The organism is Dictyoglomus sp. DH (assembly GCF_055181375.1).
The window spans coordinates 1292216-1318665 of the sequence record NZ_CM143706.1 but is presented as its reverse complement, the minus strand read 5'-3'; the positions used below and the strand labels follow the sequence as shown (position 1 = coordinate 1318665).

Genomic DNA, 26450 nt, shown 5'->3' with positions numbered 1-26450 from the left:
GGTGAAGAGAAAAATGATATTATGTATTATAACGGTGGATAAGGAAGAGACAGCAGAAAAAATAGTCAACGCTCTTTTAGGTGATCATCTAATTGCTTGTGGTAATATTATTCCTAATGTTAAGTCTTACTTTTATTGGAATAATGAAAAACAAATTGCAGATGAAGTGATAGTTTTATTAAAAACAGATAAAAGTAAATTTCCAGATTTAGTAAAAAAAGTGAAAGAGTTACACCCATATGAACTTCCTGAAATTATAGGTATCCCAATAAATTATGGACTTCCCGAGTATATAAGATGGGTCATGGACTCAGTAAAGATATAAACTTTTTTATGTCAGAAGCATTAAGAGAAGCAAAGAAGGCTTTAGAAAAGAATGAAGTACCTGTAGGTGCTGTTATTGTAAAAGATGGGGAAATAATTTCTCGAGGACACAATCTTCGTGAATCAAAAAAAGATATTCTTTGCCATGCAGAGATTATAGCTATAAGGAAAGCATATAAAAAGCTTGGTGATTGGAGATTTTATGGCTGTACTATATATGTAACGCTTGAACCTTGTATAATGTGTTTCGGAGCTATACTACAAGCAAGATTTGATAAATTAATATATGGGGCGAGTAATCATGAAGAAGGATTTTCAAGGTTTATATGTAATATTGAAAATTATAAAAAGTGGCAGAAATTGGAAATTATAACTGGAATAATGAAAGAAGAAAGCGAGGAAATTCTAAAAAAGTTTTTTACTAATTTAAGGAGTTCACCTTAACGTATTTTTATGATAAAATATAATCAGAGCGGAGAGGTGGCTGAGTGGACGAAGGCGCTCGCCTGGAGAGCGAGTAGGCCACGAAAGTGGCCTCGTGGGTTCGAATCCCACCCTCTCCGCCATTTAGTATAAATAATTAATATTAAAGATATGAAGATATGAAAAATATAAGAGAATTAATGAGTCTAACGAGTATTATAATTAGTTTTTTTGTTGGTATATTAGCTGCTTTTGCAGTTGTAAAAGAGCTAAATTTTTCTTTGTTTTTTAGAAATGAAAAAAGCATAGGAGCATGGATAGGTAAAATATTAATCTTCTTACTAATACTTTCATTTGTTTGGGTTATTTTTAGTACTTTATTCATATTATTAAGAATTCAAGAATAAAAATGCCCAGGGCTATGCTTAGGCGGGGAGCTAGCGGTGCCCTGAACCTGCAATCCGCTATAGCAGGGCCGAAAGGCCACCTGAGGTTTGGTCTTGTGGGTAAGAAGGGAGAGATGGAAGCGATGAAGATTAGGAGCTGTGCACTAAGAAGTCCTCAAACCCCGCCAGGTCCGAAAGGAAGCAACGGTAAGAGGTACTTCTTAGGTGCCGCAGTGAACCTAATTGGAGCTTTCCTATCTCTCTTCTCCCGGAGGATCAAATCGACGGTGGAGGCATAGCCCTGGGCTATTATTTTAAAGTATGTGGATTGATTCACATGTTCATCTAAATGATAAGCGACTTTATGCTTCTTGGGAAGAGATCGTAAATAGAGCTAAAGAAAAAGAGGTTAATAAATTTTTTGTAGTAGGATATGACATAGAGTCAAGCCGAATTGCAGTGGAACTAAGTGGGGATGATGATATTTATGCAATCATAGGCTTACATCCGCATGAATCCGACAAATTTGAATTCAATAAGAAAGAGTGGGATAAACTTCTTACGTCAAAGGTAATAGCTATTGGAGAAATAGGGCTTGATTATTATAAACTATACTCTTCAAAAGATTCTCAGAAACAAGTATTTATACAATTTATTCAATATGCCAAAGAAAATAAACTTCCTATTGTCATTCATAGTAGAGAGGCCTGGAAAGATCTTATAAATATTATGAAAGCCGAAAGAGTATGGGATGTAGGAGGTATAATGCATAGCTTTAGTGGAAGTTATGAAATAGCAAAAATTATAGCAGATTGGAATTTTTTGTTCAGTTTTTCTGGACCTATAACTTATCCAAATGCAAATAATTTAAGAGAAGTTTTAAAAAAATTACCACTAGATTTAATAGCTACTGAGACTGATGCACCTTATCTTCCTCCTCAATCTATAAGAGGAAAGATTAATGAACCTGCCTATTTACCTGAGATAGCCCAAAAAATATCCGAAATAAAAAATATAGATCTAATCACTCTCTCTGATATTATCAAGAAAAATTTAAAAAGAATATTCAAAAATATAAATATATGAACGTAGTATATGTATTAGGTGAAAATTTGTATCTTAATATAACCAATAAATGTACTAATAGATGTACATTTTGTATACGCAATTATTCAGATAGAATCGGTGATAAAATATTATGGTTAGAAAAAGAACCTACCTTTAAAGATATTATTATTGAATTAAAAGAATTAAATTTGAAAGACTATAAAGAAATAGTATTTTGCGGATATGGAGAACCCTTATTAAGAGTAGAAATAGTAAAGAAAGTTTCAAGATATGTTAAAGAATACTATCCCAACAAAAACATAAGAATAGATACTAATGGACATGCTAATATATTTCATGGAAAAAACATTTTGCCAGAAATTTCACCTTTTGTAGATAGTATCTCTATTAGTCTAAATGCAGAAAATGGATATAAATATAACTTAATATCACGACCAGTATTTAAAGATGCATATAAATATTTAATTGAATTTATCAAATTCTCTTCTATTTATATTAAAGATGTGTGGGTAAGTGTTGTTAATATACCTTCTATAGATATAAAAAAATGTGAGGAAGTGGCCCATAATTTAAATGTAAAATTTAAGATAAGGGAATTTTTAAGGTCCTTATGAGACCTATTTACATTGAGAGTTATAAGAAAGGTGATTTGGAAAGAAAAATTAATATCTTAAGTAAAAAACTGGAATCATGCAACCTGTGTCCAAGAAATTGTAAAGTAAATAGAAAAAAAAGAGAAAAAGGGTATTGTAAGGCTTCATCAGAAATAACTATATCAAGTTATTTCCCTCATTTTGGTGAAGAAAAGGTTCTAGTTGGGAAAAGTGGATCTGGTACTATATTCTTTACTTATTGCAACCTGGGTTGTATTTTTTGTCAAAATTATACTATTAGTCATTTAGGGATTGGAGAAATTATTAATACAGAAACCTTAGCAAATATAATGATTGAACTACAGAATATGGGTTGTCACAATATTAATCTTGTCACACCTACTCATTATGTACCTCAAATATTAGAAGCTCTTTATTATGCTATTCCTAAGGGTTTAAATATACCTTTAGTTTATAACAGTAGTGGATATGAGTCTTTAGAAACCCTTAGAGAGTTAGAAGGTATAATAGATATATATATGCCAGACATAAAATTTTGGTCCTATGATATATCTTTAAAACTTGCTAATGCATTTGATTATCCTGAGGTAGCAAAAGAAGCAGTAAAGGAAATGTATAGACAAGTGGGAAATCTTATAACGGACGAGAATGGCGTAGCTATAAGAGGCCTTATTGTAAGACATCTCCTACTTCCCAATGGGGTTTCATCTATAAAGGAATGGCTCGAATTTTTAAAAAAGGAAATCTCTACAGATGTTTTTATAAATATAATGCCTCAATACAGACCGCTCTATAAAGCCTATGAATATCCATTAATAAACAGAACAATATTACCAAGTGAATATAAGGAGGCAATAAATTTAGCTAAAAATATGGGGTTTACAAGAATATATGTAGACTAATTTCTTTTAAAAAATTTAAATCCCCCCTCTTGCAAAAGGGAGATATATATGATAGAATTTAATCCGCCCGATGAGAAAGGGCGGATGCACATTAGACAAAGGGAGAAAAGGGAGAGAGAAGAGAGAAGGAAGAAGAGAGGAAGGCATATAGAGAGCGAGGATACAGACCCGAAAGGGAAGGTATGATATATACTGGATGGAGGGTTTGATCCTGGCTCAGGACGAACGCTGGCGGCGTGCCTAAGGCATGCAAGTCGAGCGGTAGCTCCTATTGGGATAACCGATAGGAGTGAGAGCGGCGCACGGGTGAGTAACACGTAGGTAACCTACCCCAGAGAGGGGGATAACACCTCGAAAGGGGTGCTAAACCCCCATATACTTATCGAGCGGAGAGCTAAGGTAAGGAAAGAGTATACAGAGGCAACTCTGTATACTGCTCTGGGATGGGCCTGCGGCCTATCAGCTAGTTGGTGGGGTAATGGCCCACCAAGGCGAAGACGGGTAGCCGGCCTGAGAGGGTGGTCGGCCACACTGGGACTGAGACACGGCCCAGACTCCTACGGGAGGCAGCAGCCGGGAATCTTCCGCAATGGGGGAAACCCTGACGGAGCGACGCCGCGTGAGGGAAGAAGCCCTTCGGGGTGTAAACCTCTTTTCTCGGGGAAGAAAGCTGACGGTACCCGAGGAAAAAGCCCCGGCTAACTACGTGCCAGCAGCCGCGGTAAGACGTAGGGGGCGAGCGTTGTCCGGATTTACTGGGCGTAAAGGGCGTGTAGGCGGCTTAGCAAGTCAGATGTGGAAGCCCCAAGCTCAACTTGGGGAGGCCATCTGATACTGCTAAGCTAGAGGGCAGGAGAGGAGAGCGGAACTTCCGGTGTAGCGGTGAAATGCGTAGATATCGGAAGGAACGCCGGTGGCGAAGGCGGCTCTCTGGACTGGCCCTGACGCTGAGGCGCGAAAGCTAGGGGAGCGAACGGGATTAGATACCCCGGTAGTCCTAGCCGTAAACGATGGGCACTAGGTGTGGGGAGTCAGACTCTCCGTGCTGCAGCAAACGCGATAAGTGCCCCGCCTGGGGAGTACGGCCGCAAGGCTAAAACTCAAAGGAATTGACGGGGGCCCGCACAAGCGGTGGAGCGCGTGGTTTAATTCGATGCTAAGCGAAGAACCTTACCAGGGCTTGACATGCAGGCTGAAAGCTTACCCGAAAGGGTAAGTGCCGAATGAGGGGGGTTTCCCCTTATTTGGAGCCTGCACAGGTGGTGCATGGCTGTCGTCAGCTCGTGTCGTGAGATGTTGGGTTAAGTCCCGCAACGAGCGCAACCCCTGCCCTTAGTTGCCAGCGGGTAAAGCCGGGCACTCTAAGGGGACTGCCGGCGATGAGCCGGAGGAAGGTGGGGATGACGTCAAGTCAGTATGCCCCTTATGCCCTGGGCTACACACGCGCTACAATGGGTGGTACAGAGGGGAGCGAAGCCGCGAGGTGGAGCGAATCCCTAAAACCACCCCCAGTTCAGATCGCAGGCTGCAACTCGCCTGCGTGAAGGCGGAATCGCTAGTAACCGCAGATCAGCCACGCTGCGGTGAATACGTTCTCGGGCCTTGTACACACCGCCCGTCACACCACGAGAGTCCGCAACACCCGAAGTCAGGCGAAGAGCCTGCCGAAGGTGGGGCGGATGATTGGGGTGAAGTCGTAACAAGGTAGCCGTACCGGAAGGTGCGGCTGGATCACCTCCTTTCTTATGGAGAAGGAAAAGTGTCCTCTTTTTCCTTTATCTCTTCTCCCTCTTTTCTCCCGACTAATTATGATTATTAAAGTGGGCTCTTAGCTCAGGTGGTTAGAGCGCACCCCTGATAAGGGTGAGGTCCCTGGTTCGAGTCCAGGAGGGCCCACCATTTTATTTGAGGGGTGGGGCTGTAGCTCAGCTGGGAGAGCACCTGCTTTGCACGCAGGGGGTCACCGGTTCAAGTCCGGTCAGCTCCACCAAATTTGCACCTTAGACAAGAGAAGATAGAGAGGGATGATGCAGTAATCAGCCGGGCGTCAAAGTAGAAAGGGCGTACGGTGGATGCCTAGGCGCCAAGGGCCGAAGAAGGACGCGGCAGGCGGCGAAACGCCCCGGGGAGCTGCGAGCAAGCTATGATCCGGGGATTTCCGAATGGGGAAACCCACTCTGGGTAATGCCAGAGTATCCCTAAGGGGAAACTCTTAGGGAGGGGAACTGGGGGAACTGAAACATCTTAGTACCCCGAGGAGAAGAAAGAGACAATCGATTCCCTGAGTAGTGGTGAGCGAAAGGGGAGGAGCCTAAACCTGAGTGGTGGAGAAGCTCGCGGGCGTTGCCACTCAGGGGTAGAGGGATAAGGCCGGAGGGAGCCGCGACTCTCTCGTAAGGGAATACATACTTAGCCGAACAGTCTGGGAAGGCTGGCCAGAGAGGGTGAGAGCCCCGTAGGCGAAAAGTATGTATCTCTTATGGGCCTTAATCCCGAGTAGCGTGGGGCACGTGGAATCCTGCGCGAATCAGGGCGGACCACCGCCTAAGGCTAAATACCCTTGGTGACCGATAGCGCATAGTACCGTGAGGGAAAGGTGAAAAGAACCCCGGAGAGGGGAGTGAAATAGAACCTGAAACCGTACGTCCACAAGGAGTAGGAGAGCGATGCTCAAAAGGGGGTAACTCTTTTGAGCTGGCTCGACTGCGTGCCTGTTGAAGAATGAGCCGGCGAGTTAATGCGTGTGGCGAGGTTAAGGGAGAGGAGTCCCGGAGCCGAAGTGAAAGCGAGCCTGAAGAGGGCGTCAAGTCACACGCATTAGACCCGAAACCAGGCGAGCTACCCATGGCCAGGATGAAGCGGGGTTAACCCCCCGTGGAGGTCCGAACCCGTTAGCAGTGAAAAGCTATGGGATGAGCTGTGGGTAGGAGTGAAAAGCTAATCGAGCCTGGAGATAGCTGGTTCTCCCCGAAATAGCTTTAGGGCTAGCCTCAGCTGATGAAGCCTAAGGAGGTAGAGCACTGGTTGGGCGAGGGGCGGGGATCCGCTGCCGAGTCCAGTCAAACTCCGAATGCCTTAGGTGGATGGCTGGGAGTCGGACTGTGGGGGATAAGCTCCATAGTCGAGAGGGGAACAGCCCAGATCAACAGCTAAGGTCCCAAAGTCCGGGCTAAGTGGTAAAGGAGGTAGCTTGGCGAAGACAGTCAGGATGTTGGCTTAGAAGCAGCCATCATTCAAAGAGTGCGTAATAGCTCACTGATCGAGCCAAGCTGCGCCGAAAATACACGGGGCTAAAGCCCGGCACCGAAGCTTTGGGTTCTACCTATCTTCGGGTAGGTAGAGCGGTAGGGGAGCGTTCCGCTGTAGGGAGAAGGCGGACCGGAAGGACCGCTGGACGAGGCGGAAGTGAGAATGCCGGCATGAGTAGCGAAAAGGAGGGTGAGAATCCCTCCCACCGAAAGCCCGAGGTTTCCTGGGTAAAGCTCGTCTTCCCAGGGTTAGGCGGGAGCTAAGCCGAGGCCGAAAGGCGTAGGTGATGCACAGCCGGTTAATATTCCGGCCCCACCTGCTAACCGTTAATACCGAAGGAGGGACGCAGGAGGGTAGGTGCGCCTGGTGGTGACATACCAGGTCCAAGCTCTAAGGGAGGGAGTGTAGGCAAATCCGCACTCCTGATGAACCGAGGAGTGATGGGGAGTCCTCGAGAGAGGGCGAAGGCATCGAGCCCACACTGCCGAGAAAAGCTTCTAGGGAGGTTAGCGGGTGCCCGTACCGCAAACCGACACAGGTGGGCGAGGTGAAGATCCAAAGGTGCGCGGGATAACCCTCGTTAAGGAACTCGGCAAAATGGCCCCGTACGTTCGCAAGAAGGGGTGCCCGAGTAAGGTGAATAGCCTGAAAGGGCCGCAGTGAAGTGGCTCTGGGGACTGTTTACCAAAAACACAGGTCTCTGCTAAGGCGTAGAAGCCGATGTATAGGGGCTGAGGCCTGCCCGGTGCTGGAAGGTTAAGGGGAAGGGTTAGGGGAATACCCGAAGCCCTGAACCGAAGCCCCAGTGAACGGCGGCCGTAACTATAACGGTCCTAAGGTAGCGAAATTCCTTGTCGGGTAAGTTCCGACCCGCATGAAAGGCATAACCACTGGAGCGCTGTCTCAACGAGGGGCCCGGTGAAATTAGAGTGTCCGTGAAGATACGGACTACCCGTGGCAGGACGGAAAGACCCCGTGAAGCTTTACTGCAGCCTGGCATTGAACTTTGGCACCGCATGTAGAGGATAGGTGGGAGGCTGAGAAGCAGGGGCGCCAGCCTCTGTGGAGCCGCCGGTGGAATACCACCCTTGTGGTGTTGGGGTTCTAACCCCAAAAGAAGAGCCTTTTGGGGGACAGTGCTTGGTGGGCAGTTTGACTGGGGCGGTCGCCTCCTAAAAGGTAACGGAGGCGCCCAAAGGTAGGCTTGGCACGGTTAGAAATCGTGCCTAAAGTGTAAGGGCGTTAAGCCTGCCTGACTGTGAGGCCGACGGGCCGAGCAGAGACGAAAGTCGGGCCTAGTGATCCGGTGGTCCCGAGTGGAAGGGCCATCGCTCAACGGATAAAAGTTACTCCGGGGATAACAGGCTGATCTCGCCCGAGAGTCCACATCGACGGCGAGGTTTGGCACCTCGATGTCGGCTCACCGCATCCTGGGGCTGGAGAAGGTCCCAAGGGTTGGGCTGTTCGCCCATTAAAGCGGTACGTGAGCTGGGTTCAGAACGTCGTGAGACAGTTCGGTCCCTATCCGCCACGGGCGTAGGAAACTTGAGGGGAACTGCTCCTAGTACGAGAGGACCGGAGCAGGCGGACCTCTGGTGTACCAGTTGTGCCGTCAGGTGCAGGAGCTGGGTAGCCAAGTCCGTACGGGATAAGCGCTGAAAGCATCTAAGCGCGAAGCCCACCCCAAGATAAGGTTTCCCACAGGGAAAACCTGGTAAGGCACCTCCGAGAAGAGGAGGTAGATAGGCCGGAGGTGGAAGCGCAGCAATGCGTGAAGCCGACCGGTACTAATATGCCGAGGCTTTGACGCCTGGCTGGTTACGGTGTGATCTCTCTCAAGAAGGATTTATGATGGAGTTATGAAAGAAGAGGAGGCTACTGGTGATTAGAGCGGAGGGGAAACGCCCGTTCCCATTCCGAACACGGAAGCTAAGCCCTCCAGCGCCGATGGTACTGCCCTGGCAACGGGGTGGGAGAGTAGGTCATCGCCAGAGAGCCTCCTCTTTTTTTGATCAGTGTAAATTATTTCTGTTATTATTTTTAATCAATTTTAAAATTAGGAATCTTGACAAAAAATTTTTAAAATGTTAGGATTATATCAAAAAGAATTTGTTAAGAACCTTTCCAGGCGAGGGTCCCCTTCCCCCCTCACCCATCACCCCCTACCTCGCCTGGAAAGTTCTTTTAATTAATATATGCAAAAAGGGAGGAGTTTAAAATGAAAAAAATGATGAAGAATAATAGATTTTTAAAAATTCTTTTAATGATTATATTATTTGTCCTGTTAATTCATACATCTTACTCAATAGCCAATCTAGGAGAAAATGAAAAAGCTATAGATTTTTCACTTAAAGATCTAAAGGGGAAAAATTATAGGCTTTCTGATTTTAAAGGGAAAGTTATTTTATTAAATTTTTGGGCTACATGGTGCCCTCCATGTAGATATGAAATGCCGTTATTAGATAAGCTATACAAGGAACATAAAAATAAAGGATTTGAAATAGTGGCTGTTAGTATAGACTCAAATCCTAAAAATGTTAATGATTACTTAAAAAATAATCCAGTTAGTTTTACTATTCTTTCTGACAGAGAAGGAAAAGTAGGATATACATATCAAATTGTAGCTATACCAACATCTTTTTTAATTGATAAAAATTTTATTATAAGAAAAATTTATTTAGGAATTCTCTCAGAAAAGGATGTTAAAAAGGAATTGGAAAAATGGCTAAAAAAGTGATTATAAGATTTTTTATATTCTTTCTTATATTCCTTTTTTTGACTATTGGTATTTATATGGGAGAATTTTATGAAATCCATAGAAATAGTATTATTTTGTGTTTATCTTGTATAGGTATTCAATAATTATTAGTAAAAATAATCTTTTTCTCTGAAATAATAATATCAACTTTTTGATCGTAAGGATCTTTTGGAAGTTCATTAATAATTAAATCGTCAAAGGTTAAACCTATTTTTATACCTCTTTTAATGTTGCTTAAAAAACGATCATAATAACCTTTACCATAACCTATTCTATAACCTTTAACATCAAATGCAATTCCAGGTACTATAATAATATCGAACAAGTTATAATCTATTTCATAAATCTCCTTAGGTTGCAGTATGCCAAATGGACCTTTTTCTAAATCATTAATTGTCTTAATTTCTCCAAATTTTAAGTCTTTACCAAAGATAACGGGGCAAAATACTCTTTTGTTTTCTACAAGAGCATGATAAATTATGAACCTTGTATCTACCTCATCTTTTATAGAAACATAAGTGTTAATTATAGATGCTTTTCCCCAAATAGCTAAATTCTTCAGCTTATGAAAAATTTCATGGGATTTTGCCTCTTTATCTCTTATATTCTTTCTTTTTTCTAAAAATATCTTCCGCAATTCTTTTTTATCCATTAATATAACCTCTTTTCTTTTTTTAGTTTATATATTATAATCCAAAAAGCCTGCAGATCTTTAGGATCGCGGGACAATATCAATAAATATCAATATAAATAGTCAAATCAAAAAAACGGCATCCCTTGTTGGGGAGCCGGAAGGGAGGTATTAAAATGTTTAAAAACATCAAAAAAATCTCATTAGCATCTCTTTTTGTTGCAATTACCCTCTTATTAGGTTTTTCACGTATAGGCTATATATCCCTACCAACACCAGCAGGTGCTGCAACAATAATGCATATTCCAGTGATATTAGCAAGCATTGTTATGGGACCATGGTTTGGAGCCTTAGTAGGTAGCATTTTTGGCATTTCTGCAGTTATGTATTTTTCCCATATTGCCCCTTTCTGGGTGCTTTTTCCTGCAAGACCTTTTATTGGTATTGTTTCAGGTCTTGTTTATAATTTTCTCTTATCCTTTTTTAGGTCTCAAAAGAAGCTTAAAAACTCTACCGCTTTTATTATCTCTTTTGTAGTTTTCTCTTTCGCATATCTTAGTGGTGTCTATATCATGAGAGAGTGGTTTACAGAAAGCCTTATTAATTACTCTTTAGAATTTAGTTTTTTAATAGCTTTAATCTCTTTTATCATAGCTTTTTTAATTTTATTTATAATAAAAGAAAAAGAAGGAGAAATAGTTGCCATTGGAATAGCATCCTTCTTAGGAAGTATGACTAACACTGTGGGAACTCTTGGTCTTGCAGCAATTTTTAAAATTTTCCCATTAGGAGTTATTATATTCATAGGAATTCTTCATGGTATTCCAGAAGCAATTATCGCGTCAATAATTTGTCCACCTATAGTTGTATTATTAAAAAGATTAATTAAGGAGAGTGCATAGGGTATGCTTTTAACTATAGATATCGGCAATTCAAATATAGATATAGCTTATTTTAAAAAAAATAAAATTATATCTCATTATGAATTTGAGACTAAGAAATACTCTACAAGCTATGAATATTCACTACTTATTGAATGGACTCTAAAAAGAAATGGGATCTCCGAGGCTAAAGTAGAAGGTATAGCTATATCTTCTGTAGTTCCATCTCTTACCTCAGTTTTTGTTGATGCCATAAGATATATCTTCAATTATTCTCCTTTTGTTGTAGAACCAGGAATAAAAACAGGAATCTCCATAGAGACGGAAAACCCCAAAGAGGTAGGTTCAGATCTTATATGTAATGTGGTTGCTATTCAAGAAGAGTATGGTCCAGTTGGAATAGCTATAGATTTTGGCACAGCAACTACTTTTTCTGCTATAGAGAATAAGAAATTTTTAGGAGTAGCTATAGCACCGGGCGTAGGGACGGCATCCTACGCCCTCTTTGAAAAAACCGCTAAACTTCCTCAAGTAGATATTAAAGCTCCAGAATCTTCCTTAGGAAAAAACACTATATCTGCAATTCAAGCAGGAATAGTTTTTGGGTTTGCAGGACTTGTTGATGGAATTTTAGAAAGACAAATATCAGAAATGAATGGAAATCCTGTTCTTATAAGTACTGGTGGTTGGGCTAAAAGAATAGTACCTCATTCAAAATACCTTAAATTAGAAAATATTGATCCTTATCTTACTCTTAAAGGACTTTGTTATCTTTATAAAAAGAACCTGTGATATAATATAAAAAGTTTAAGATTATTTTAAAAATAATTTAGTGGGGTGTATTAAAAATGTTTAAAAAACTTTTTGTCTTTCTTTTAGTTTTATTAATCCTTATTGTCCCTATTTTTGCTCAAGCAACAAAAAGGGTAGCAATAATAACATATCTAAAAGGAAATGTTTATGTAAAAAAGGCTGAATCAGAGTTATGGATACCTGCTAAGTTAAAAATGGAACTTTCTTCAGGAGATAAGATTTGGGTACAACAAAACTCACAAGCTATATTAGAGTTTTCAGATAGATCAACCCTAAAACTTGCTTCAAATACCCAGCTTGATATTTTAAGATTGGATCGTGATAAAGATACACAAAAAGAAGTATCAATATTTAAATTACTTTTAGGAAAAGTATGGGCGACAGTTGAAAAGATATTATCTACAGGAGAAAGAGTAGAGATACAAACACCTACAGCTGTTGCAGGTGTAAGAGGTACGGAATGGATTCAGCAAGTAAGTGAAGATGGAACGACTGTGGTGAAAACTCTTAAAGGAGTAGTTTCTTTATCTGCTAAAGGTGTAACAGTAGATGTAAAAGAAGGTTTTCAAAGTATTGTAAAACCTGAAAATCCTCCTGAAAATCCGACACCAATAACAGAAATTGAAAAGTTTGATGAAGAAGAGAAACCAAAAGGAGAAAAGCCCAAAGAAGAGATTAAAGAAGAGAAACCTATTACACCTCCCCAAAGGGGATCATCCGAAGGTGTTAGATTAGCGCTTAATAATAATTTAGATTATGGTTTATATAAAAAGAATGATTTGATGCTTGCTAAACTTTCCTTTTCTCCAGAACTTTCTTTTGGAATATTAAAACTCGGTCTTGATCTTTCTTTATATACCGATGGAGAAAGTATAAGTTATATTCAAGGAAAAATAAGGTATGGAGAACTAAATTTACCTTGGCTTGGAATAAAATATGGTGTTATAGATCACTTTACTCTTGGATACGGATTAATTGCCAATAGATATTCCACATATGAAATGGAGGGGGTAGTACTTCGATTAGAAGATCCAAAAAGAGGGGGTATTCTTACTCTCTTTCCTTCTCCTTTTAATAAATATGAAAATCTAACCTCAACATATGCATTGAGAGTTTTTTATCGACCCATAAATAGATTAGAAATTGGTATAAATGGTATGATGGATATGGATGTTGATGAAAATAAAAGACAAGCAATAGTTGGAGCAGATTTATCGTACTTTTTGACAAAAAATACTGTTATTTATTCATCTTTTGCACAAAGAATAATACATGATGGAGTAACAATTAGTGATCCAAGAGTTCTAAGTGAAAATGGTGTTGCATTAGGTCTTCAAAGCAATTTCAGTCTTTTCAACAGTGTTTTTAGTGTCCAGCTAATAAACTTTTCTGATAATTTTTATCCTGGCTATTTCAATGCTTATTATGAAAAGAATAAGGTACTTAAAACTCTATCTCCTTTAAAAGAGTCTGTAAATAGAATATTTGGTTTAACATTAGATTTAGACACTAATATATTAAATATTGCCTTTTTAAATGTAAATTACCAATCTTTTAATGGTATGCGTCCATCTATATATAGTAGATTTACTATGTCATTAAATGAAAGATTAAAGATGAACTTACTATATGAGCAAAAAGAGATAAAAACTCCATTTATGCTCTTTAATGAAAATACAATTATGACTTTAAATATAACCTATCCATTAGCTCAAAATGTAGATGCTATACTAACTATAAAAAGAACTTTTGATCCTTATGGTAATCCAACAGATATATATTTTGTATCGACAAAGTTAAGACTTTAAAAAGTGAATTATATAAATAGGTTTATAAAGAATGGCATAATAATAAGATGTATAATAGTGCTAATATCTTTTGTAGTGACTTTATTATTGTTTCAAAGTCAAGTACTTCAAAAACTTGAATTAGGCTCTATTAACTTAAGATTTATATTTAGAGGGGAGAGAGAGTCAGAAAGTAATATCGTAATAATAGGAATCGACGATAATTCAATACAAGAATTAGGTAATTTTCCTTGGAATAGATCTTTATATGTGGAATTAATAAATAAACTAGGGAAAAATCCCAAAATTATAGCCTTTGACATATATTTTGATACAGAAACAACTCCGGTAGATGATAAGAAATTTGAGGAACTTTTAAAAAGGGATAAAAGGATAATACTTTCTGCTTTTTATATATCAGTGGATGATCCAAGATATGGTTCTCTTAAAAGACTCTTTCTTCCCATTGATAAATTTCTGAAAAACGCTAAGGTTGGACTCGTTAATCCAGAACATGATTTGGATGGATTTATAAGAAGATTCCAACTAAAAAATTTCGTATTAGAAAAGGAATGGATTTCTTTTCCTTTTTTAATAGCATTAAAATATCTTTCTCTAACTTCAGACGAATATATTTCTAAAACAAAATTGTTCACAGATAAAAAAAATAACATATATATAAATTACAGAGGAGGACCTTTTAGTTATCCTGTTTACTCTTTTGTTGATATATTAAAAGGAAATATTGATCCAAATGTTTTTAAAAACAAAATTGTTCTTATAGGTGCAGTAACTGAGACATTACACGATACTCATTTCACTCCATTTTATGGTTTTATAAGATATGGAGGTTCTATTAGATTAGGAAAAATGCCGGGAGTAGAAGTTCATGCTAATGCTATAGACACCCTTATTAGCAAAGATTTTATAAAACCTTTTAATGATGGATCCCTATTATATATAATTACATTACTTATGAATTTTATTCCTTCTATTTTAATAAGAAAATACAAGGCAATTTTTATATTTGTAATATCCGTGATATTTTCCTTATTATACCTCACAATAGCCAATTTATTTTTTGTTTATTTTAATACGTTACTTCCATATTACATACCAGTATTTGGACTTTTAATTTCTTATTTATTTAACATGTTATATGAAATTATAAAATCAGAACAAGAAAAGAGAGAAATTAAGACATTATTTCAAAGATTTGTCTCTCCAGAAGTTGTTGAAATGCTTCTTAAAACAGAAAGAGATAAAATTTTCACTACCAAAAGAGAGAAGATAAGCATTCTGTTTGCAGATATTAGAAATTTTACTTATTACTCTGATATAAGAGAACCTGAAGAGATAATTAAGATCTTAGATGATTTCTTAAAAAGCTCTTCAGATATTATTTTAAAAAACAATGGGACTGTAGATAAATTTATGGGAGATGCAATAATGGCAATTTTTGGAGCTCCTTATCCTTTGGAAAATACTGCAGAAAAAGCTGTACTTTCTGCCTTAGAAATACAAGAAAAGATCAAGAAATTACAATTAGAATGGAAAAGTAAAGGATATCCTTCTTTTGAAGTGGGAATAGGAATTTCCTCGGGAGAGGCTTTAGTAGGTATTATAGGACCCAAACAGAAGATAGAATATACAGCAATTGGAAATACTGTAAATCTTGCATCTCGATTAGAAGGTTTAGCTAAAGGAGGAGAGATTCTAATATGTGAACAAACATATAATGAAATAAAAGATAAGTTTATTATTGAAGATCTTGGTTTTTTCAATATTAAAGGAAAAGAAAAACCTGTTCATGTATTTAGAGTATTAGGGTACAAAAATGAAAATTAAAATAGGTAAAATACTTAAAGAAAATATATCTTTAAAAAAAGAAATAGAGAGACTCTATTTAATTAGGGAGATTTCCTATAAGATTGTTTCAAATTTGAATCTTTCTGATATTTTAAAAATAATCATGGAAATAGTAAAAGAGATTTTAATGGTTGAGGCTTGTTCGTTACTTCTTCTTGATTCCAAAAAAGAAGTATTATATTTTGAAGTAGCTCTTGGAGAAAAGGGAGATACAATCAAAAGATATACAGTAAAAGTAGGGGAGGGGATTGCAGGAAAAGTTGCTCAAACAAGAACTCCTATTATTGAAAATAATGTGGAAAGTAGTAATATATTCAATCCAAAATTTGATTATTTAACCTCTTTCAAAACCAAATCCATTTTAGGGGTACCAATGTTGTATAAAGATGAACTAATAGGTGTAATAGAAGCTATAAACAAAAAAAGCGATAAACCTTTTGACTATGAAGATTTAGACTTACTACAAACTATAGCAAATGAAGCTGCTGTAGCAATAAAAAATGCTCTTTTATACAATAACTTAAAAAGTCTATTTTTTGATACTATAGAATCTCTTGTAAATGCTATTGATGCAAAAGATCCTTATACTCATGGACATTCAAAAAGGGTCTCTGAATTTTCATATTTAATTGGTAAAGAATTAAATTTAGATTTTGATTATTTAGAAAAAATTAGACTTGCAGGGTTACTACATGATATAGGAAAAATTGGGGTAGAGGATAATATTCTGAGGAAAAAGGATAAACTTTCTGAAGATGAATTAATGGAGATAAAAAAGCATCCAATAATAGGGAAAAATATATTAGCACCCATCGATCTTTTAGAGGATATTATAAAAGGTATTGAAGAACACCATGAAAGATATGATGGTAAAGGATATCCAAAAGGCTTAAAAGGTGAAGAAATTTCTCTTATTGGAAGAATTATTTCTGTGGCAGATACTCTTGATGCTTTAATATCTGATAGACCTTATAGAAAAGGTGTAAGTTTAAATTTAGCAATAGATAGAATTAAAGAGGAAAAGGGTAAGCAATTTGATCCTTCTATAGTTGAAGCTCTTTTATCTCTTTATAGAAAGGGATTACTTAAATGTTCTGGTTTTTAAGGTTAATTTTAGCACATCTTATTGCAGATTTCACTTTACAGACGAACAGAGTATTTAAATATAAAGTCTATAATAAATATGGAGTTCTAATACATACAAGTATTTACTTAGTAATTACAATTATACTTTCCATACCTTTCTTAACTTCCCCAATGTGTTTCTCTTACATTTTTATTCTATTTTTACTACACACTATAATAGATCTTTCAAAAATCCAAAAAATATCCAAAAGTAATGGTATTAGAGAATTTTTGAAAGATCAAATTCAACATTTTATAACTTTAACTTCTGTTTTCTTACTACCTCAAGCGAAAGAGCCCAAATATCTAAATCTAAGCTCTACCTTATCCTTTCTAAATCGCTTTTATAATAGTGATTACTATATTCTTTTATCTATTGGTTATTTTTTTGTTGCTTTTGCAGGAACTATCTTTTATTTTTATGTTATAAAAACCTTTGGGGGGAAAAATATATTTTACAAAGATGGAATATCAATAAAAGAAAAATATAAGGAAGTCATTATAAGAACTATAATATTCATTACCTACTATAGAGGCTCATTTTATATGTCACTTTTTGTTTTTATAATTTTGAGAATTTTAGAAATGATCATTAATAAGACTTATAGAAACATTATATCTTTTCTGTTGATATTAACATATGATTTTACCTTTATATTTTCCATGATCACTTTTCTAAATGCTCTTTTAGGAACTTAGTTAAATCCTCAAGATTTTCAAATACAAAATCAGGTTTTATCTTTGATCTTTCTAAATCTTTACTTTGAGTTACTCCTGTAAGGAGTAAAAAAGTTTTTACATTAAGTTTTTTTCCAAAGCTAATATCTGTATCTATTCTATCCCCAACAACTCCTACTTCTTCTAATTTTAGGCCCAACTTTTCTATAGCAATTTTTCCCATATATGTTGATGGTTTCCCAATTATAAAAGGTCTTTTTTGAGATGCTGAAGAAACAGCTGCTACCAAAGATCCAGCCCCTGGATCTATACCATTTTCAGTTGGAAATGTCTTATCGGGATTTGTAGCTATAAACTTTGCCCCATTTCTTATATGGTAGTTTGCTTTTCTTAATTTCTCAAAAGTAAACTCTCTATCTAATCCTACTACCACAGAATCAACTAGATCCTTATCTTCGCATAATTCCCACCCAATGTCATAAATAACTTTTTTCAATGCTTTTTCTCCTATAACGTAAGCTGTACCTTGATTTTTAATTTTTTTAAGATATATAGCTGTAGCAATTCCAGATGTTAGAATTTCATCAGTATTAGTGAAAATTCCCATTTTTCGTAATTTTTCCATATATTCTTCGGGAAGCTTAGTGGAATTGTTAGTTAGAAACATGAATTTCACATTTTTCTCTCTTAAAAATTCTATGAACTCTTTACTGTAATGAAGAGGGACATCTCCTCTATAAATAGATCCATCAAGATCAATAAGTAATCCTTTTAATTTCAAGTGAAATACCTCCCCATGGATATTTTTTAATTTTATTTTCTTCTTCCAATATAATACTTCCATTATCATCTATATCTACTATTTTAACTTCTTTTCCATTTAATCTGTTTACAGCATTACTTCCTATATACGGAAACCTACTCTTGTAAAACTGAAATACATAATCCCAATTATCAGGAAAATCAGCTATATTCGAAAGAATCTGATTTCTTATCTCTTTTAATATGATTAGTTTATCTTCAATTAACATTAGGTCTTTAAGAGAAGTAGCATCTATATTATGTTTTTCAAAATATGATTGTTCTACAAAAAGATTTATTCCAACACCTGCTATTATGTATTTTATTTCATTATTTTCATAAATACTTTCCAATAGTATTCCTGCAACCTTCTTTTTATTGAGTTCTAAATCATTAGGCCATTTAAAATTAAGAATATCTTTTTCTTTCAAAAATTTATCTAAAGCTTTATATACTGCTACAGATATAAGAATACCTAAACAATCTATTTTCTTTTTCAGATAGATAGAAGGATAAAGGATTATAGAAAACCAAAGGCCACCTTCAGGAGAAATCCATTTTCTTCTTAATCTACCTCTTCCTTCTGTCTGTATATCAGCCAAAATAATTGTGCCATGAGGAAAATTCTTTGAAGCATAATCATGAGCAATATCCATAGTAGAGGTTACTTGCTTATAATAAATAATCACCATTACATTGATCTCATAAATAAAGTAGTAATAATGTTTAGAACTTCGTCTATTGTGGTATATGAATTATCTATAAAATAACCCCCCTGAGGAAGCCTAAGAGGTGCCACATCTCTGTTTATGTCTAAATAGTCTCTTTCTCTTATGCTTTCAAGAAGCTTTTCTTTATTTGTATCATTAAGATCTTTTGCTCTTCTTTCACATCTTATATCAATATTAGCATTAATAAAAAGCTTTAAGTTTGCGTTTGGAAAAACTATTGTTCCACTATCTCTACCTTCTATAACTAATCCCCGTTTCACTTTTTTAAGAAAAGCCCTCTGCCAGTTTGTTATAATCTCTCTAATTCCTCTAAACCTACCTATTTTAGAAGCTACAAGTCCTATTTCTGTAGTTCTTATCAAATCTGTTAATTCCATTTCTTTATAGAAAACTCTAAATTTTTCTCCATCCCACAAAAATTTTATTTGATTTTCTTTTATAATTTCTGCCAATTTACTCTCATCAAAAATATCAAATTTCATAGCCAAAAATCCCACACTTCTATATAATGCACCGCTATCTATGTAATCAAAATTAAATTTTCTTGCTAAAGATTTTGCTATTGTAGTTTTACCAGATCCTGCAGTGCCGTCTATTGTTATGATTTTAATTTCTTTTTCTTCTTCATATATTCTATATTTTATAGATAAGAGATCTTGAGCAATTTGTTTCTTTAATTCATCCAATGAGGGAAATTTTATATCAGGTCTTATATATTCTTCTAAGACTAATTCAATAATCTCGTTATAAATATTACCAGCAAAATCAAATAAATATGCCTCTATACGAAGCTCTTCACCATTAAAAGTAGGTCTTGTTCCTATATAAATAGCAGAATGATATATTTTATCTTTTATTTTAGCTTTACCTTTATATATTCCATTTTTAGGAATAAGTTTAGAAGGCTCAGGTTTTACGTTTACTGTTGGAAAGCCTATCTTTTTTCCTATATTATCACCTTTTATCACTTTACCTCTTATAAAATATTTATAACCTAACATTTTATTAGCAAAAGAAATGTCTCCTTTTTGAAGGGCTTCTCTTATCATACTACTTGATACAGTTGTATTATCTATATCATGAAGTGGCTTTACCAATACTTTAAAATTGTAATTTTTACTCAATTCTAATAAGGTACTTACATCTCCTGTTCTTCCTTTTCCAAACTTGAAATTATCCCCTACAAGTATGTATGAGAATTCTATATTTTTTCTAAGAAATTCAATAAAATCCTTCGGACTAAGATTTCTAAGTTTTGAGTCAAAGGGCAAACAAAACATATAATCAATTCCTTTTAAACCTAGCATTTCTCTTTTCTCATCCTTTGTTAGTAGAAAGGAGGATAAATTTTTGAAAACTTTGGGATATGTATCTTCAAAAGTTATTATTCCAGTATTTGAATCACTAATCAGCGCATAGTTGAACATCTCTTCCAGAATAGAGGAATGCCCTTTGTGTATTCCATCAAATACTCCTATACTTAGAATTAGTTTTCCCTTTTTTTCTATATTGTTCAGCTTTATTACTTTGATATCTTTTTCCATAATAATTATTCAATTGAAAAGACCTTTTCTGGTTTTAGAACATTTCCTTTTATCTTACCTACAGCAATAAAATTATCTTTTGAATTAACTACTGAGACAAAAATTTCCTTATTTTCATAAGTAGGTAAAAGAACATCGTTTCCATTTAAAATTCTTTTCTCTTCCAGAGCATCAACTTTTATTAGAGGAAAGTTTAATATTTTAACTGGAGAAACTAAATTTTCTTTCCAATGTTTAGAGAGTTTGTTAAAAGATATACTATCACTTATAGAGATATGACCAATTTCAGTCCTTAATAAAAAAGAGGTTATTGCATAACATCCAAGTTTCTCACCTATATCTTTTACAAGGCTTCTTATATAGGTACCAGCTGAAACCTTAAATTCAATTAAAGCAATAGGAAATTTACTTTTCTTATAATCTAATAGTTCAGCCTTAAATATTTTTACCTTCCTTTTTGGAAGTTTCAAATTTTTCCCTTCTCTTGCTAGTTCATAAGCCCTTTTACCATTTATATGAAGAGCAGAATAGATTGGGGGTTCTTGTTCAATTTCTCCTAACAAGCTTTTTAGTATTTCTTCTATTTTTTGGGGAGAAATATCTTGATTTTTTATGTTTTGATATTTAAAAGAATAAGCCTCTCTATCATAAGTGTCACTACTTATACCAAAATGAATCTCTACAATATATGTTTTTGTAAAGTTTAAAATGTATTCCTCTAATCTTACATATTTTCCCAAGCCTATTATTATAAGCCCACATGCTCTGGGATCCAAAGTACCCATATGTCCTACTTTATCTATTTTTGTTATTTCTCTTATTTTTTTTACTACATTGAAGGAGGTTATACCAGGAGGTTTATTTACTAAAAGAAATCCGTTCATTTTCTTCAATAAACTCTTTTAGCTTATTGATAACTAAGTTATAAACATCGGAATTGTTATTTTTTACTTGAAAACCTGCTGCCTCTTTGTGTCCCCCTCCACCAAAAGATTGTGCAAATTTACTTACATCAATACGATTATCTTTAGATCTTAGGCTGACTTTTAATGTTTTTTCATTTATTGGATAGAAGAACACTACAACTCTCACATCTTTCAACATCCTAAGATTGTCTATTATTCCCTCTGTATCTTCTAGTGTTGCATTATATTTCTCCATATCTTCCATATTGATAAAACTCCAAGCAATATCTTTATCAACATTTATTCTTAGTAATGATATTCCTAATAATTTTAATGATGAAAGTTTTCTTTTCTCGTATATCTCCTTTGATATAGAGGAAATATCAACCCCTATCTTAACAAGATTACTTGCTACTTTTAGGCTTTTAGGAGTAGTGTTACTAAATCTAAAGCTTCCTGTATCAGTTATTAGACCAGTTAAAAGACAAGCAGCCACATTTATTGATATGTTGAATTTTGATTTGGTAAGAATATCGTAAATAATTTCTGTTACCGATGAAGCTTTTTCGTTTATAATATTTATGTCTCCAAATTTTGAATTTGAAGTATGATGGTCTATATTTATTAGTATTTTAGTTTTTTCTTTTACGTTTAAATCTTCCTTAACCCTATATATATCACTACAATCAAAGACAATACCTATATTATATGATCTATCCAAATTACTTATTATGTTTACATCCCCCTTTAAAAGGAATCTATAAAAAGAGGGGATAGGTGAATTTAGAAAAATATATGTTTTTTTTCCTATTTCTAATAGAAAATAATAAAATCCTAATATAGATCCAATAGCATCACCATCAGGATTTATGTGTGTGAATAAAATAAAATCTTGATATTTTTCTATTATATCTATTAATTTTCTAATCTCTTTATTGATCTTCTTCATCCTCTAATTTCAATTCTTTCAATTTTCTAAGTATCCTGTCTCCTCTTTCTAAGGATTCGTCAAGCTCAAAAGAAATTTCTGGGATAAATCTTATTCTAAGATCCTTTCCTAATTCGCTTCTTATGAAGCCTTTAGCACTTTCAAGTCCCTTCATAGTTTCTCTTTTTTCCTCTTCACTACCATAAACACTCACATATATTCTTGCATATCTAAGATCTTTACTAATTTCTACTTCAGTTATTACAACAAAATTAGACGATATACGAGGATCTTTAACTCTTCTTAATAATATCTCACTTATTTCTTCTCTAATTAAAGCACTTAATCTTTCTTGTCTTTGTCTCATTTTAACATCACTCCTAGTAATTTACAAAATTTCTATTTCATAATCTACTATTTCTGTGTCTTTTTGTTCTTCTAACAATTTTATAACATCTGATAATATTTGATATATATGTTTTGACTCTGTAGATACAATACTTATTCCTAAGACAAGTTCGTTCCATATTTCTTGAGAGTCTACCTCAGCTATAGAAACATTAAATCTTGTCCTTATTTTGTCTACAATACTTCTTTTTACTCTCCTTTTTTCCTTAAGGGAGAAACTCTCAGGAATCGATAAAATAACTCTACAAACTCCTATTAACATGAATTACTGTACTTGTTGAACAGTATATACTTCTAAAATATCCCCTGGTTTTATATCTCCAAAATTCTCTAAACCTACTCCACATTCAAAATTTGTAAGAACCTCTGTGACATCCTCTTTAAACCTCTTCAAAGAGGCTATCTTTCCATCATATATAACTACACCGTCTCTTATTAGTCTAACCTTTGCATTTCTTTGAATTTTACCTTCTCTAACATATACTCCTGCCACAGTACCAACCTTAGGAACATTAAACGTAGCTTTCACTTCGCCTCTTCCTATAATTACTTCCTTGATCTGAGGGGCTTTCAATCCTTTGATATAATTTTGTAAATCATCTATTATTTCATATATAATTCTGTATGTTTTAGCAATTACTTTTTCTTTCGTAATAGCATCTTGAGCCCTTGAATCTGGTCTTACGTTAAAACCTATAATCATACCTTTGGAAGCAGATGCTAACATGACATCACTCTCTGTAATTCCCCCTACACCTGAATGTATTATTTTAACAGTTATATCTTCTGTTGGAAGTTTGTCTATAGTTTGTAAAATAGCTTCTAAAGAACCTTGAGTATCAGCTTTTACAACTAATGGTAAAACTTTTTCACCAAGTCCTACCACTTCTATATTAGATGTTTCCTTCTTTTTCTTTCTTTCCTCTAAAATCTCTTCGGCAACTGCTTCATTAGGTACAACTTCAAGAATATCTCCAGCTTGTGGCAACTCTTCAAATCCTGAAATTTCAACAGGCCAAGAAGGATAGGCCTCCTTTAGAGATCTACCCTTATCATCAACCATTGTTCTAACACGTCCCATAACATCCCCAGCCACAAAAATATCCCTTAATCTGAGGGTTCCTTCTTGAATTATTACTGTTGCCACAGGTCCTTTACCTTTATCTATTTTTGTTTCAATAATTGTTCCTTTGGCAGGCTTATCAGGGTCAGCCTTTAATTCTAAGATATCTGCCATAAGTAAGATCATTTCTAATAATTGGTCGATGCCTTGTTTCCTTATAGCAGAGATAGGCACCATTATGGTATCTCCACCCCATTCTTCCGGAATAAGGCCATATTCAGATAATTGTTGTTTTACTCTTTCAGGGTTTGCATCAGGTTTATCAATCTTATTTATAGCCACAATAATAGGTATATTAGCTGCTTTGGCATGATTGATTGCTTCAACCGTTTGAGGCATAACACCATCATCAGCAGCTACCACAAGTACAGCTATATCTGTAACTTGAGCACCTCTTGCCCTTAAAGCTGTAAATGCCTCATGACCAGGAGTATCTAAAAAGACAATTTTTCTTCCATTATGTTCAACCATCGACGCTCCAATATGTTGAGTTATTCCACCATATTCTTTTTCTGCCACCTTTGTCTGTCTAATAGCATCTAAGAGAGTAGTTTTACCATGATCCACGTGTCCCATTACTACCACAACAGGTGGTCTTGGTTTTAGCCTTGCTTCTTCCTCAGGTGTTAACTGTACTCTCTTAACTATTGCTTGAGGTTTTACCTCTTCTACTTTATATCCATGTTTACTCGCAAGTTTCTTAATAACATCTGGATCTAAAAGTTGATTCACATTGGCTAATATTTTCATATTTAAAAGTTCCATTATTAACTCTGTAGGAGATACAGAAAGAGCATCAGCTACATCTTTTACCCTCATACTTCCTTGTATTATTAATACCTTTTCCTTTTCTTTAACAGTTATTTGTTCGTTTTCCTCTGCTTTTTGAGATTTTGTCTCTGTTAATTTTTGATCTTCCTTTATTTCTTCTGCTTGAATAGCCTCTGAGGCAGTGGGGGGATTTTCTTCTTTACTCTTTCCTGTAACAAGTTCCTTTATAATCTCTTCTACTTCTTCATCTATTACATTTAACGCTGACTTTGCATTAACTCCTAAATCACTAAGAATCTTTAATAAGTCTTTACTTTCTATACCCAGTTCTTTACTTAATTCATATATTCTCTTTTTCATTACTTTATCTCCCCCCGACGAGAAATTTCGTTTTGTAATTCTTCTTTAATTTTTTGTAATGTTCCGAAAGAAACATCACATCTTAAAGCATGTGAAAATGCTCTTTTCTTGAAAGCCAAATCTAAACATTCTATCTTTGGACATAAATATGCACCTCTACCCGAAGCCTTACCAGTAGGATCAAAACTTATATTATTATCTTCATCTCTAACAATTCTCAAAAGCTCTCTTTTGGGCTTTTTTTCTCCGCAACCTATACATGTTCTTATAGGCACATGCTTACTCACTTTTTTCTACCACCTTTTCTATTTCCTTATTATCTTTTTCTTTAGAATATTCTTCTGGAGTCCTTACATCAATCCTCCATGATGTAAGTTTTACAGCTAATCTTACATTTTGACCTTCTTTGCCTATAGCTAAAGAGAATTGATCAGGAGGCACTATAACAATAGCTTTATGTTCATCTTCCTTTATTTCTACTGATATGGGTTTAGCAGGACTCAAACTTCTTGCAACAAATTCCGCTGGATCTTTACTCCATAATACTATATCAATTTTCTCACCATTAAGCTCGTTTATAATATTTTGTATTCTAACTCCCTTAAACCCAACACAAGCACCAATTGGATCTATTTCAGGATAATGAGAATAAACAGCAACCTTCGATCTTAAACCTGGTTCTCTTGCTATGCTTACAATTTCTACAGTTCCTTCTTTAATCTCAGGAACTTCCAATTCAAAAAGCCTTTTTAAAAATCCAGGATGGCTTCGTGATAATATTACTAAGGGATCTTTTGTGGTCTTTCTTACCTCCAAAAGGTAAGCTCTTAATCTTCTTCCTATCCAATATTCTTCTCCTGGAATCTGTTCTTTTACAGGTAACACTGCCTCAATATCAGGAAATCTTACATAAACATTTCCTCTTTCTATTCTTACAACAGTACCATTAACTAATTCTCCCTCTTTAGCTTTATATTTATCATATAAAATTTTTCTTTCGGCTTCTTTCAAACTTTGCATAATAACCTGTTTTGCAACTTGAACAGCTATACGCCCAAATTCTTGAGGTTCCACTTCTATTTCTATCTCATCTCCTAATTTTGCATCAGGTTTTAAGGCCTTTGCCTCATCAATTGTAATCTCTGAAATTGGATCTAATACCTTTTCAACCACTCTCTTTACCACATAAATTCTTATTTCTTGTCTATTTACATCCATTTCTACACGCGCACCTTTGCTTGTACCATAAGCTTTCTTAAAAGCTGAAAGCAAAGCTTTTCTTAAAGCCTCTATAACTACAGCTTTATCTAATTTTTTCTCTTTAATAATCTGTTCTAAAACAACCCAGAAATCTTCACCTAATCTCATAAA

At 35.5% G+C, this 26450-nt stretch carries 25 protein-coding genes, 3 tRNA genes, 3 rRNA genes and 1 other RNA gene; 21 read left to right on the top strand and 11 right to left on the bottom strand.

The window, feature by feature from the left end; all coding sequences use genetic code 11:
- Positions 1-13 precede the first annotated feature (13 nt).
- The 15 genes from cutA (at position 14) to ACY3JJ_RS06450 (ending at position 9703) form a co-directional block, all read left to right on the top strand.
- The gene (gene cutA, locus ACY3JJ_RS06520; RefSeq protein WP_463091305.1) at positions 14-325 is read left to right on the top strand and encodes a divalent-cation tolerance protein CutA; all 312 of its coding nucleotides are present in this window, start codon (positions 14-16) and stop codon (positions 323-325) included.
- A gap of 8 nt (positions 326-333) precedes the next feature.
- The gene (locus ACY3JJ_RS06515) at positions 334-768 is read left to right on the top strand and encodes a nucleoside deaminase (protein WP_463091304.1); all 435 of its coding nucleotides are present in this window, start codon (positions 334-336) and stop codon (positions 766-768) included.
- Between the two features lie 30 nt (positions 769-798).
- Positions 799-890, top strand: a tRNA-Ser gene (locus ACY3JJ_RS06510).
- A gap of 36 nt (positions 891-926) precedes the next feature.
- Positions 927-1154 carry an ABC transporter permease gene (locus ACY3JJ_RS06505; protein ID WP_463091303.1) on the top strand — a complete coding sequence of 76 codons (228 nt, stop codon included), beginning with the start codon at positions 927-929 and terminating at the stop codon, positions 1152-1154.
- 12 nt (positions 1155-1166) lie between these two features.
- Positions 1167-1432: signal recognition particle sRNA large type (gene ffs / locus ACY3JJ_RS06500), an RNA gene on the top strand.
- Positions 1433-1454: 22 nt separating this feature from the next.
- On the top strand, positions 1455-2219 hold the full coding sequence (locus ACY3JJ_RS06495) for a TatD family hydrolase (protein WP_463091302.1): 765 nt from the start codon (positions 1455-1457) through the stop codon (positions 2217-2219).
- Positions 2216-2815: a TatD family nuclease-associated radical SAM protein gene (locus tag ACY3JJ_RS06490; RefSeq protein ID WP_463091301.1), complete on the top strand. Its 600-nt coding sequence runs from the start codon at positions 2216-2218 to the stop codon at positions 2813-2815. Before ACY3JJ_RS06495 ends, ACY3JJ_RS06490 begins: the two co-directional genes overlap by 4 nt.
- A complete protein-coding gene (locus tag ACY3JJ_RS06485; RefSeq protein WP_463091300.1) occupies positions 2812-3717 on the top strand; it encodes a radical SAM protein in 906 nt (301 codons plus the stop codon). Before ACY3JJ_RS06490 ends, ACY3JJ_RS06485 begins: the two co-directional genes overlap by 4 nt.
- A 48-nt stretch (positions 3718-3765) precedes the next feature.
- Entirely contained in the window at positions 3766-3903 is a 138-nt protein-coding gene (locus ACY3JJ_RS06480; protein WP_463082013.1) for a hypothetical protein, read from the top strand.
- 7 nt (positions 3904-3910) lie between these two features.
- Positions 3911-5459: ribosomal RNA gene (locus tag ACY3JJ_RS06475) — 16S ribosomal RNA — on the top strand.
- An 80-nt stretch (positions 5460-5539) separates the two neighbouring features.
- Positions 5540-5616: transfer RNA gene (locus ACY3JJ_RS06470), tRNA-Ile, on the top strand.
- Between the two features lie 15 nt (positions 5617-5631).
- Positions 5632-5707, top strand: a tRNA-Ala gene (locus ACY3JJ_RS06465).
- Positions 5708-5762: 55 nt separating this feature from the next.
- Positions 5763-8777: ribosomal RNA gene (locus ACY3JJ_RS06460) — 23S ribosomal RNA — on the top strand.
- A 66-nt stretch (positions 8778-8843) separates the two neighbouring features.
- Positions 8844-8960: ribosomal RNA gene (gene rrf, locus ACY3JJ_RS06455) — 5S ribosomal RNA — on the top strand.
- Together the 16S, 23S and 5S rRNA genes with 2 tRNA genes alongside form the textbook arrangement of a ribosomal RNA operon.
- A 224-nt stretch (positions 8961-9184) precedes the next feature.
- Positions 9185-9703 (top strand): TlpA disulfide reductase family protein, encoded by a 519-nt coding sequence (locus tag ACY3JJ_RS06450; RefSeq protein WP_463091299.1) that lies wholly within the window; start codon positions 9185-9187, stop codon positions 9701-9703.
- A gap of 118 nt (positions 9704-9821) precedes the next feature.
- On the opposite strand, the gene ACY3JJ_RS06445 is transcribed toward ACY3JJ_RS06450, so the two are convergent.
- The gene (locus tag ACY3JJ_RS06445) at positions 9822-10376 is read right to left on the bottom strand and encodes a 5-formyltetrahydrofolate cyclo-ligase (protein ID WP_463091298.1); all 555 of its coding nucleotides are present in this window, start codon (positions 10374-10376) and stop codon (positions 9822-9824) included.
- 155 nt (positions 10377-10531) lie between these two features.
- On the opposite strand from ACY3JJ_RS06445, the gene ACY3JJ_RS06440 reads away from it, so the two are divergent.
- The 6 genes from ACY3JJ_RS06440 (at position 10532) to ACY3JJ_RS06415 (ending at position 17529) form a co-directional block, all read left to right on the top strand.
- A complete protein-coding gene (locus ACY3JJ_RS06440; protein WP_463091297.1) occupies positions 10532-11257 on the top strand; it encodes an ECF transporter S component in 726 nt (241 codons plus the stop codon).
- A 3-nt stretch (positions 11258-11260) separates the two neighbouring features.
- Entirely contained in the window at positions 11261-12028 is a 768-nt protein-coding gene (locus tag ACY3JJ_RS06435; RefSeq protein WP_463082017.1) for a type III pantothenate kinase, read from the top strand.
- Positions 12029-12084: 56 nt separating this feature from the next.
- Entirely contained in the window at positions 12085-13857 is a 1773-nt protein-coding gene (locus ACY3JJ_RS06430) for a FecR family protein (RefSeq protein ID WP_463091296.1), read from the top strand.
- Positions 13858-13932: 75 nt separating this feature from the next.
- The gene (locus tag ACY3JJ_RS06425; RefSeq protein ID WP_463091295.1) at positions 13933-15684 is read left to right on the top strand and encodes a CHASE2 domain-containing protein; all 1752 of its coding nucleotides are present in this window, start codon (positions 13933-13935) and stop codon (positions 15682-15684) included.
- Complete coding sequence (locus ACY3JJ_RS06420) at positions 15674-16810, top strand: HD domain-containing phosphohydrolase (RefSeq protein ID WP_463091294.1); 1137 nt, start codon at positions 15674-15676, stop codon at positions 16808-16810. The genes ACY3JJ_RS06425 and ACY3JJ_RS06420 overlap by 11 nt, the downstream gene beginning before the upstream one ends.
- Entirely contained in the window at positions 16795-17529 is a 735-nt protein-coding gene (locus ACY3JJ_RS06415) for a DUF3307 domain-containing protein (protein WP_463091293.1), read from the top strand. Before ACY3JJ_RS06420 ends, ACY3JJ_RS06415 begins: the two co-directional genes overlap by 16 nt.
- On the opposite strand, the gene ACY3JJ_RS06410 is transcribed toward ACY3JJ_RS06415, so the two are convergent.
- The 10 genes from ACY3JJ_RS06410 to nusA are packed head-to-tail and all read right to left on the bottom strand — an operon-like array spanning position 17498 to position 26447.
- Complete coding sequence (locus ACY3JJ_RS06410; protein ID WP_463091292.1) at positions 17498-18289, bottom strand: HAD-IIA family hydrolase; 792 nt, start codon at positions 18287-18289, stop codon at positions 17498-17500. The two genes, ACY3JJ_RS06415 and ACY3JJ_RS06410, sit on opposite strands and share 32 nt — an antisense overlap.
- Positions 18264-19001, bottom strand: a complete 738-nt coding sequence (locus ACY3JJ_RS06405) for a biotin--[acetyl-CoA-carboxylase] ligase (RefSeq protein ID WP_463091291.1) — start codon at positions 18999-19001, stop codon at positions 18264-18266. The genes ACY3JJ_RS06410 and ACY3JJ_RS06405 overlap by 26 nt, the downstream gene beginning before the upstream one ends.
- The gene (locus ACY3JJ_RS06400) at positions 19001-20584 is read right to left on the bottom strand and encodes a bifunctional riboflavin kinase/FAD synthetase (RefSeq protein WP_463091290.1); all 1584 of its coding nucleotides are present in this window, start codon (positions 20582-20584) and stop codon (positions 19001-19003) included. The genes ACY3JJ_RS06405 and ACY3JJ_RS06400 overlap by 1 nt, the downstream gene beginning before the upstream one ends.
- A gap of 5 nt (positions 20585-20589) precedes the next feature.
- Positions 20590-21468: a tRNA pseudouridine(55) synthase TruB gene (truB, locus tag ACY3JJ_RS06395; RefSeq protein ID WP_463091289.1), complete on the bottom strand. Its 879-nt coding sequence runs from the start codon at positions 21466-21468 to the stop codon at positions 20590-20592.
- Positions 21443-22438: a DHH family phosphoesterase gene (locus ACY3JJ_RS06390; RefSeq protein WP_463091288.1), complete on the bottom strand. Its 996-nt coding sequence runs from the start codon at positions 22436-22438 to the stop codon at positions 21443-21445. Before ACY3JJ_RS06390 ends, truB begins: the two co-directional genes overlap by 26 nt.
- Positions 22422-22784: a 30S ribosome-binding factor RbfA gene (gene rbfA / locus ACY3JJ_RS06385; RefSeq protein WP_463082027.1), complete on the bottom strand. Its 363-nt coding sequence runs from the start codon at positions 22782-22784 to the stop codon at positions 22422-22424. The genes ACY3JJ_RS06390 and rbfA overlap by 17 nt, the downstream gene beginning before the upstream one ends.
- Positions 22785-22805: 21 nt before the next feature.
- A complete protein-coding gene (locus tag ACY3JJ_RS06380; protein ID WP_463084233.1) occupies positions 22806-23087 on the bottom strand; it encodes a DUF503 domain-containing protein in 282 nt (93 codons plus the stop codon).
- A 3-nt stretch (positions 23088-23090) separates the two neighbouring features.
- Entirely contained in the window at positions 23091-25079 is a 1989-nt protein-coding gene (infB, locus tag ACY3JJ_RS06375) for a translation initiation factor IF-2 (protein WP_463091287.1), read from the bottom strand.
- Positions 25079-25366, bottom strand: coding sequence for an RNase P modulator RnpM (gene rnpM / locus ACY3JJ_RS06370; RefSeq protein ID WP_463091286.1), 288 nt, complete (start codon positions 25364-25366; stop codon positions 25079-25081). The genes infB and rnpM overlap by 1 nt, the downstream gene beginning before the upstream one ends.
- Positions 25359-26447, bottom strand: a complete 1089-nt coding sequence (nusA, locus tag ACY3JJ_RS06365; protein ID WP_463091285.1) for a transcription termination factor NusA — start codon at positions 26445-26447, stop codon at positions 25359-25361. Before nusA ends, rnpM begins: the two co-directional genes overlap by 8 nt.
- Between the last annotated feature and the right edge of the window lie 3 nt (positions 26448-26450).